At 58.4% G+C, this 10,167-nt stretch carries 4 protein-coding genes; all 4 read left to right on the top strand.

Annotated elements, in window-relative coordinates:
* The first annotated feature begins 72 nt into the window (after positions 1 to 72).
* The 4 genes from CON76_RS04275 to CON76_RS04290 all read left to right on the top strand — a co-directional run bounded on the left by CON76_RS04275 (position 73) and on the right by CON76_RS04290 (position 9,693).
* On the top strand, positions 73 to 1,596 hold the full coding sequence (locus tag CON76_RS04275) for an ATP-binding protein (protein WP_101102119.1): 1,524 nt from the start codon (positions 73 to 75) through the stop codon (positions 1,594 to 1,596).
* A gap of 16 nt (positions 1,597 to 1,612) precedes the next feature.
* A complete protein-coding gene (locus tag CON76_RS04280) occupies positions 1,613 to 6,859 on the top strand; it encodes an Eco57I restriction-modification methylase domain-containing protein (protein ID WP_101102120.1) in 5,247 nt (1,748 codons plus the stop codon).
* Positions 6,831 to 8,858: a coiled-coil domain-containing protein gene (locus tag CON76_RS04285; RefSeq protein ID WP_240592763.1), complete on the top strand. Its 2,028-nt coding sequence runs from the start codon at positions 6,831 to 6,833 to the stop codon at positions 8,856 to 8,858. Before CON76_RS04280 ends, CON76_RS04285 begins: the two co-directional genes overlap by 29 nt.
* Before the next feature lie 112 nt (positions 8,859 to 8,970).
* Positions 8,971 to 9,693 (top strand): HNH endonuclease, encoded by a 723-nt coding sequence (locus CON76_RS04290; RefSeq protein ID WP_101102122.1) that lies wholly within the window; start codon positions 8,971 to 8,973, stop codon positions 9,691 to 9,693.
* The last annotated feature ends 474 nt before the right edge of the window (positions 9,694 to 10,167 follow it).

A 10,167-nucleotide genomic window follows, 5' to 3' on the forward strand; every position in this document is an offset into this window, starting at 1 on the left:
GGCAAATAAATTATTGAATAAATTGAACCTTTTGAATAAAATTCAATAAGAATAAGTTTTTCACCTAAAGCAATGACTTGGAAATTTTACGGCCGTGACATCGAGCTCGACACCATGCGCAAGCTCCTGTCGCGCCAGCGTTGGTTCTTTTGTGCCATCAGTGGTCGCCGCCGCATCGGCAAGACATCCCTGATTCGGGAGGCCTTGCAATCCTTGCCGCAAGTCAGCAAAGCGGTGTACCTGCAAGTGCCAGACAGCGACGAGCGCGATGTCGTTGCGGTTTTTGCCGACGCGCTCAAAGCTGCTGCGCCATTGGGGCTACCAGAGGAAGTCCAGCCCCATAACTTGCGCCGGTTCTCTGACATGGCCAAAGCCATCGGTGCCTTGTGCCGTGCGGGATGGGTGGTTATCTTGGATGAATTCCAGTATTTCAACCGCAAGTCTCTTTCGGCCTTTACCTCCTTGCTGCAAGCCGAGGTAGACCAGCTCACCGGGAGCATCCATGGTGGTATTTTTGTGCTGGGCTCCATCCACACCGAGATGACGGCGCTGCTTGAAGACCGTGGCTCCCCTCTGTACGCCCGCGTCACCGACCGCATGGCTTTGGACCATTGGGACTTTCGAACCTTGTTCCAGGTCTTTGACGACCAAGGTGTCGTTGCACCGCAAGACTGGCTCAGTCTGTGGGGCTTGTTTGAAGGCGTTCCAAAGTTCTACCGGGACTGCGCCAACCAAGGGGTGTTTACAGACTATGACACCGCTGCTGGTGGGGCTGCTATGGGGATGCGTGCCGTGGAGGCCTTGTTCTTCTCCACCTCAGCCCCCTTGGCGGAGGAGGCTGGCACTTGGTTCATGCGCGAGCTGCGGGGTGCCAGCGTTTCCATTTTGCGATTGCTGGCTCAGCAGCAACCCTGCGCCCACCAGCAACTCAGTGAGGCCTACCAGCAAAGCACGGGCGACGAAAAACCAATTGCCAACTACCTCAACACCCTCATTGACCGCTACCGCCTCATTGAGCGTCAGCAGCCTGTGTTCGCGCAGAAGCCTAACAGCCGACAGGCGCGCTACCAAATCAGCGACAACTTTCTGGCCGCTTGGCTCGCGGCGGTGGAGCCCGGTTTTCAAGCGGCGCGGGTTCAACCCATGTCGCGAGCTCTGGAGATAACCTCATTCAAGTTGGCCACCCACGAAGGCTATGTCTTTGAACGCATGGTGCGCAAGCTCATGGCCGAAGCCTCACGCCGGGCCGTGGGCGACTTCGCCTTGACCGAAATGGTCACCGGCTACTGGAACCGTCCCCGCGATGCCGCCCGCTTGATTGAAATCGACATCGTGGCCATGAACGAGACCGAGCGCATCGTGCGCTTTGGCAGCTGCAAGCGCTCTGAAAGCAAACACGACCGCAACTCCTTGGCCAAAACCGAGCAACACATCCAAGACTTCCTGGCCACCAGCAGTGGCAAACGCTTCAAGGGTTGGAAGCAAGAAAAGGCCTTGTACGCCCCCCACTTCACCACCGCCAACCGTCAGGCCCTTGAGCAGCAAGGCTGGGTGTGTGTGGACTTAAATGACTACCGCACTTGGTTGTGCGCCTGATTCGCAAAGATTGCCCATGTCCCGCCCCACCAAGCGCAACGCTACCCAACTCGCCTACACCGCCATCCGCATCGAAGGCGGCCTGATTCCAGCCGAAGAACTCAACCGGCTGACCACCCTGAGCACGCCCGAAGCCACCGAGCAAACCGAAGCCCACTACGACATCCCCCGTGGCCTCAAGCTGCGCGACGAAATCGCCCGCGCCTTCAAAATTGCCCAGGGCCTGTGGCACACCTTCCAGCAACAACGCGCACGCCAAGATGCCCACCCGCAAGACGTGACCGAATTCGGCTGGTTGCTGCACCTGTGCCGCCACGTGCTGGGCATGGGCGACCTCAAGGCCGTGGGCCACATGGCCGCCGCCAGTACCGGTGCCAAAACCTACCAAGTTGGCCACTCTACCCTCAATGGCCGCTTGCCCGTGGTCATGGCCGCCTACAACCAGCCGCTCGACCAACCCGCCGAACGCTTTGGCGACACCAACCCCGACACTGGCCGCACACGCAAACGCAGCCCGTACATGCTGGCGCAAGAAGCCCTCAACGCTTCCAACGACACACTCTGGGCCATCGTCACCAACGGCCTCAAGCTGCGCATCCTGCGCGACAACCCCAGCCTCACGCGCCCGGCCTACATCGAAGTCGACCTCGAAGCCATCTTCACCGAAGACCTCTACGCCGACTTCACCGCCTTTTGGCTGCTGGCCCACGCCACCCGCTTTGGCAAGACACTGCCCAACGGCAACGTGACCGACCCCACCGACTGCCCGTGGGAACGCTGGCGCAACAACGGCCAAAAAAGCGGCGAGACGGTGCGCGCCAACCTGCGCTTCCAAGTCGAAAACGCCTTGCGCAGCCTGGGCACCGGCTTTTTGAGCCACCCGGCCAACACCGCCTTGCGCGCCCAACTGCAAGACCCCGACACCAGCAGCACCACCAAGCAAACCTTCTTTGAAGAACTCCTCAGCCTGGTGTACCGCTTCATCTTCCTGGCCACCGTAGAAGACCGCACCGACCCCAGCACCGGCCGCTCGCTCATCTTCACGCCCGAAGCCACCGACGAACAGCAACAACGCTACTGGCAAGGCTACAGCCTGACCTGGTTGCGCGAACGTGCCGTACGCCGCAGTGCCCACGACACCCACAGCGACCTCTGGCAAGCTCTCGGCATCACCTTCCACGGTTTGGCGATTGGGCAACCAGCACTCGGACTGCCTGCATTGGGGGGCCTGTTTGCCGACGAACAATGCCCGCTGCTCCACGCCGCCCACATCGACAACCGCCACCTGCTGGCCGCAGTGTTCCAGTTGGGCTACTTCCGCCAATCCACGGGCCTCACGCGCGTCAACTACCGCGACATGGGGGCCGAAGAACTGGGCAGCGTCTATGAAAGCCTGCTCGAACTGGTGCCCGACTACCAGCACCTCAGCCAACCCCATGCCGCCCGCTTGGCCTTTGTCGGCGATGACGACGAAGCCAGCAACAAAGGCAACGCGCGCAAGCTCACCGGCAGCTACTACACCCCCGACAGCTTGGTGCAGGAACTCATCAAGAGCGCCTTAGAGCCGGTGATTGCCCAAACCGTCCAAGCCCACCCCGCCGACCCGGTGCGCGCCCTGCTGCAACTGACCGTGTGCGACCCCGCTTGCGGTAGCGGTCACTTCTTACTCGCTGCTGCCCGGCGCTTGGCCGATGAAGTGGCCCAACTGCGTGCCGTGGCCCAAGGTGGCGCACCTACGCCCTTGGATTACCGCCACGCCCTACGCGATGTGGTGGGCCACTGCATCTATGGCGTGGACAAAAACCCGATGGCCATTGCCTTGGCCAAAACCGCGCTGTGGCTGGAAGCCTATACCCCCGACCGCCCCCTAACCTTTATCGACCACCACCTGCAAGTGGGTGATGCACTGCTGGGCGTACTCGACCCGAAAATTTTGGAGCACGGCATCCCGGACGCAGCCTACGCCGTCCTCAGTGGCGACGACAAAACCACCGCCGCCGCCCTGAAAAAACAGAACAAGGCCGAACTCAAAAGCTGGAAGCAAGTGGTGGCCAACGACCTGTTTGCCGCCACCACCTTGGTGCAAGAAGCCAGCGCCGTGGAGCAACTGGCCGACGACACGCTGGACGACATTGCCGCCAAACGCAGTGCTTCGGAAAAAGCCCGCCAGCAGGCCGAACAAAGCACCCTCGCCAAGCTGGCTGATACCTATGTCGCAGCCTTTTTGGCCCCCAAAGTACCCAAAGGGGAAGCGCACATCCCCCTATCGGGCTATTTGTGGGGCTTGATGTACCCCAACGCCAACCAGCCGCCCAAGCCCGAACTGGCCCAAGCCGCACACGACCTGTGCCGCACCCACAGCGTGTTCCATTGGTGGCTGGCTTTTCCGCACATTGCAGACAAAGGGGGCTTCTCGGTGATGCTGGGCAATCCGCCGTGGGAACGTATCAAGCTGCAAGAAGAAGAATTCTTTGCCACCCGCAGCCCCTTGGTGGCCAGTGCCAAGAACAAGGCCGAACGCAGCCAGCGCATCGAGTGGTTGCGCCAAGGCGTACTGCTGCACAACCTGTACCCCGATGTGGAAGCCGCCGAGGGCCTGAGCCCACCCAACCGGGCCGAGATGCGTCTGTATGAAGACTTCATCGCCGCACGACGCGGTGCCGAAGCCGCCAGCCTGTACGCGCACGACAGTGGCCGCTACCCACTGACCGGCGTGGGCGATGTCAACACCTACGCCCTGTTTGCCGAAAGCCTGTTCCAGCTCACCGCCCCGCAAGGCCGCGCGGGTTTTATCGTGCCCACCGGCATTGCCACCGACGACTCCACCAAAGCCTACTTTGGCCACATCTCCCAAACCGGGCGCTTGGCCAGCCTGTTGGACTTTGAAAACAGTGAAGCCGTCTTCCCCGCCGTTCACCGCAGCTACAAATTCAGCCTGATGACGCTGGGTGCTGCCGAAGCCGCGCAATTTGTCTGCTTTGCCACGCAGGTGGCACAAGCCACCGACCCCCGCCGCCGCTTCACCCTTACCCCCGACGAATTCCGCCTGATTAACCCCAACACCCGCACCTGCCCGGTGTTCCGCAGCCAGCGCGATGCCGAACTGACCAAAAAGCTCTGCCGCGCCGCCCCCGTGCTCATCCGCGAGGCCGAAATGGCCGGAGAAGGCAAGGACGCGCGCACCATCCAGCCCGAAGCCAATCCGTGGGGCATTCGTTTTTCAACGATGTTCCATATGTCCAACGACAGCCACCTGTTCGCCGACACCCCCAACGCCACCACACCCGCGCACCACGAACCATCCGCGCCACCAGCCCACACGGCACGCCGCCTGCCGCTGTACGAGGCCAAGATGATTCACCAGTTCGACCACCGCTGGGCCACCTACGTGGACAACCCCGACAAACCCAACGGCCTCGACACCAACGACACCACCCTCACCCAAAAAGCCGACCCCACCTTCACCGTGCGCCCGCGCTACTGGGTGGACGAGCGCGAAGTGCTGGCCCGCATCGCCCGCGTGCCCAACCGCGTGGCCAACGCCTGGTTGGCCTTCAAGAACGCCACCGATGCCGCACTCAGCGACGACGCCAACAACGACGACCTGACCGTATTGGCCCAATGCCGCACCGCCTTGACCCTGGCCGTGGCCAGCTGGGTAGCCGCAGCCCTGTTGCGCCAGCACGTCGCCAACCTCGTGGCCACCAACCCGGCACCGCGCCATGCCACGTCCAGCCCCGGTGCCGACCTCTTTGCCGACACCAGCGCCCCAACCGTGTCGAGCTCCACCGCCGTTGCGCTACCCGAGACCGTAGAAGCGCGCATCAGCCACTGGAGTGCCGCCCAAGCCGTCCAAGCCACCGCGACCACCGAACGCCTGCTGGCCCAGCACTACCCCCCGCTGGCCGAAAGCCTCAAGGCCGACGGCACCAGCGGCAAAAAAGCCCTGCCCCTGTTCCAAAAGTGGGCCTTGCAAGACGACCCCGCACAAGGCCTGGGCCTCAGCGCCGACGAACTCGCCGAACTGGCCCAACACTGCCAGCCGCACACCCCATCACCAGCGGCCACCACCAGCGCCACCGCACCCACCAGCCTGAAACTGAACTTCCTCGACACTTGGATAGACCGCCGCAGCCCGAAGTGGTTGATGGGGTGGCGCAACATTGCACGCAGCACTGACGAGCGCAGCTTCATTTCTGCCGTGATGCCAAGAATTGCGGTTGGTCATTCAATGCCGTTATGGTTCTTTGAACAGTCCACTGCATTGGCAGCCGCATTTTTGGCCAATATGTCTGCTTTGGTTTACGACTACGTTGTGCGCCAGAAGTTAGGCGGCACGAATATGACGTTCGGTTACTACAAGCAATTTCCCGTCCTGCCCCCCGACCGCTACACCGCTGCCGACCTGGCCTACATCGTCCCGCGCGTGCTGGAACTTACCCACACCGCCTACGACATGCAAGCCTGGGCCAACGACCTGCTGGCCGCCCTGCCCAGCGCCGACCCGCGCCCGCCCGAACAACACGGTACCCCGCTGCCCCCCTTCCCGTGGAACCCAGAGCGCCGCGCCCAACTGCGTGCCGAACTCGATGCTTACTACGCCCGCCTCTACGGCCTGACCCGCGAGGAACTGCGCTACATCCTCGACCCAGCGGACATCATGGGCCCCGACTACCCCAGCGAAACCTTCCGCGTCCTCAAAAACAGCGAAATCCGCACCTTCGGCGAATACCGCAGCCAGCGCCTGGTGCTGGCCGCGTGGGACCAGCTGGCCAGTTTGTCGTCTTCGACACAAGCAGTGCATGCTACGTATTCCGAACACGGGATGATTCGAAACCCAGAGGAAGGCAGGCTGGCAGGTCTTGTGACGGTGATGGTTTCAGAACGAACTGAGGGTAGTTCACTGGTGGAAATCCAATCAGCTATAGCTGGATTGACGACCGCAACGTATTACCTAGACTCAGTCGATAGCCCACGCTTTGATGCTCTGCGAGGTTCGCTTGGGATTGCAGACGAAGTGTCGCTTCTGAGCCGCATCCTTCCTATCATCCAGCGCCTCGAAGTCGTCGGCGTGCTGACACGCTCTCTACGGGGAGACGAACCACTCTTTGCACGTGGTTCCGCAACTTTGCCGCGTGAAGTCATTGTATTGCCGGAACACACCGATGCCGCTCGACTTCTTTGGCTGGCCGAGCAGCGCAAGGCGTTACAGGTAGCACAGGGCGTAATGGCGCATGAAGGCATCAAAGCCACTGGCACATAGCAGGATTAATGAAATGTCAACTTGGCTCAGGGATTTTAAACCCGTCCACGCTCAACCTAGGCTATGGGTCGAAACCCTATGGCTCATCGAATCCCGTGAACCGCTTGTATTTACGCGCACGATTGACTTGCACGCAGGGTTAAACATCGTTTGGGCTAAGGAATCGGCGTTAAGCGATGTTTCAGGCTTGTCAAGCGCAGGTCACGGCGTTGGCAAAACTTCGTTGTGCCTGCTTTTCAGGTATGTCCTAGATGACCATGCACCAGCTATCACCACCTTGCGTAGCAAGGCTGCTAGCAGTTTTCCCAAAGGTGGAGTGGCCGCGAAAGTCCATATTGATGGTGCTACTTGGTTGGTTTTTCGGCCGTATGACACCCGTAGCCAGTCAATGGCTGCTCAATGCGATGCCTTAGACCAGATGCTGCTGGCGGGGTCGGTCAATGACTTTGCTAGCTACAGCGCCGCATTGGTGCAGTTCTCCATTGGTCGGCTTGCGGCGAATTCACTTCCAGGAACGAATAAGCCCTTGGAGTGGCGCCACCTTCTCGCCTGGTGTATTCGAGAGCAAGGAACCCGCTTCGACGGCTTCTACCACTGGCGTGAAGGTGAAGGTTTAGGCTTCAAACGTTCTCGGCGCGACCCGCCGCTGCTGGTAAGTTCGATACTGGGTCTGGTGGACTCAGAGTTAAACAAATTGTTGCGCGACATCGAGACCAAACAGAAGCAGGCCAACCAGTGTAAAGCACGTATTCCTGAGTTAGAACGAAAACTTGTTTACGCACGTACACATGCTGAACGTCAACTGCGTTTTCGTGTGAAGGCGAAAGAGGATGAACCAGTATTCATGATGACGGTCGGCGAATCCATCGAGTCGCGTGTTCAAGCGGCCCTTCAGGCTGCAGAGCAGGCTGAGCAGCGCTTCGAAAGCGATGCGGAAAAAATGGAAGAAGCCCTTGCTTTAGAACAAGTGCACCTGCATGAGCTCACCAAGGCCTGCGAACTGGCGAAGCTGGAGGTAGGCATCACCAACGCGCTGATGGATGCAAATCGCGCGGACTTTGAGCGGTTGACCAAGCTATATGACCGATTGAAAGGCCTTGAGGGGCGGTGCGAGCACGGGAATGTCGAGTTCGATGCGTGCGAGCACATCCAGAAGCACAAGAGTTCAGTCAGCATAATTTGGCACCAAGACAAGCGGCAAGTTAAGACAACGGCTCCGGAACTTGCGACCCGCCGCGCAGTCTGGTTAGAAGCGCTGAACAAGGCTGAAATCTCTGCCGCAGCTCAAGTACAGCGCATCTCTGAAAAGAAAGCGGAGCTTCGCCGATTGCGTGTTCGCCTCGCAACCAGTGAGAGCGAGCGAGTATTCTTGAAGCAGTCTTGGGATGAGCTTCGACTACAGCACTTACAAATAGCCCAAGGCGGCGAAATGCCCGAGCTTTTCGAGGCGCAGAGACAACTTCAGGAGTTCGAAGTAGCGCTGAACACCCTTCGGGCTGCTGTAGTCAACCGAAGCTCCAAACAATCGTCGAGAGTCGATGCTATCAAGGTACTGACGGCGACCGTTGCAACCAGATTACTAGGCGCTGCAGGACACGCGCGGTTTATTCAGGGGCACAAGGTTCGTCCTTTTGAAGTAGCTCGGGGAGGTGAAGCTTACCAAGTGCTGGAAGTATTACTTGGCGACATTGTGTGCTTAATAGATTCTGCTGTATCAGAAGTAAGTCATCATCCGGGTTTTTTAGTTCATGATTGTCCGAGAGAAGCAGATATGAGCGAGCGTTTGTACCGAGAATTTTTTCTTGCTGTTGCTGAAGCAGCTGAGCAACTTGGTAATGGACAGACTGTACCATTTCAGTTCATTGTCACGACAACATCACCTCCTCCAGCCGAGCTTAGAAATAGTGATTTCATAGTTCTAGAGTTAGCGCCAGGTGTTAATGAATGTATGCTATTTGGGCGAGAGCTTATGCCAACCTTGAGAGAGTTTGATTTTTAGATAAATAATGACAAATTTTATAATTTTGTTCTGTGTTAAAAAATTACAAAAAATGAAAGCAATATTTCTTCAAGAGAAAACAGGTGCTCAAAAAATATAACTATCTATCAACATGACTCCCCTTGAGCGTATTCGCATCGAAAAAGCCGCCGCCGACTGTGGCTTTGAGCGCACCCCGGTACTCAACGACCAGGGTGCGTTACTGCTGCGCTCAGCCCAGTTTGCCGAGGAAATAGTGGTTCAGTTGGCCCAACCCACCGGGTACCTTTTGAGGGCCTCGTCCGCCCACCTGTTTGCCCAACAACCACCCTGCACCCAATTGCAGGTTCACGGCATCGAACAGCTCTACCAGGTACTCAAACAAGCCGCCACCATTGCCCGCACCACCCCGGAGCAACTGACGGCCCAATTCCACGCCACCACCCAGCACCTGCCCAAAGCCACCGAGGCCGAGCGGTTGGTCGTGCAACGTGTCGGCCAGCAGCTATTCCGAAATGCACTGCTCGATTATTGGCAGGGTCGTTGTTGCGTCACTGGGCTGGACGTGGCCCCCCTTTTGCGCGCTTCCCATATCAAGCCGTGGGCCAAATGCACCTCAGACCAGGAGCGGCTCGATGTCTTCAACGGCCTGCTGCTGGCACCGCACTTGGATGCGCTGTTTGATGGTGGCTGGATTTCCTTCTCCGACCAAGGTGACCTGCTGATTTCCCGACAGCTCAACGCCAAGGCCCGTAAACAGCTGGGCATTGAGCTCAGCTGGTCTATACCCAACCTGACCGCGACGCACGTTAGGTACCTGGCCCACCACCGTGAGCACGAATTCCGCAAATCCTAAAAGACCACTTAGCAAAAGGGGATAATTTTTCGCAAATGCAAAAACCACCCGAAGGTGGTTTTTTAAGCCGCGTAAGCGCGGCGGGTTGCTGTTGCATCAGCGTCAGTGGTTACTCGATAACAAGTGGCCCCAATGACCTTTACCTTCACAGGTATTTTTTCTAAGCCGCGAAAGCGCAGCGGTTGCCGTCACAGCAGTGTCAGTGGTTGCTTGAGAACAAGCGGCTCCAATGACTTTTACCTTCACAGGTATTTTTTCTAAGCCGCGTAAGCGCGGCGGTTACTGTTGCATCAGCGTCAGTGGTTACTTGATAACAAGTGGCCCCAATGACTTTTACCTTCACAGGTATTTTTTCTAAGCCGCGTAAGCGCGGCGGGTTACTGTTGCATCAGCGTCAGTGGTTACTTGATAACAAGTGGCCCCAATGACTTTTACCTTCACAGGTATTTTTTCTAAGCCGCGTAAGCGCGGCGG

The organism is Macromonas bipunctata, from assembly GCF_002837135.1.
Lineage (GTDB): Bacteria > Pseudomonadota > Gammaproteobacteria > Burkholderiales > Burkholderiaceae_C > Macromonas_A > Macromonas_A bipunctata.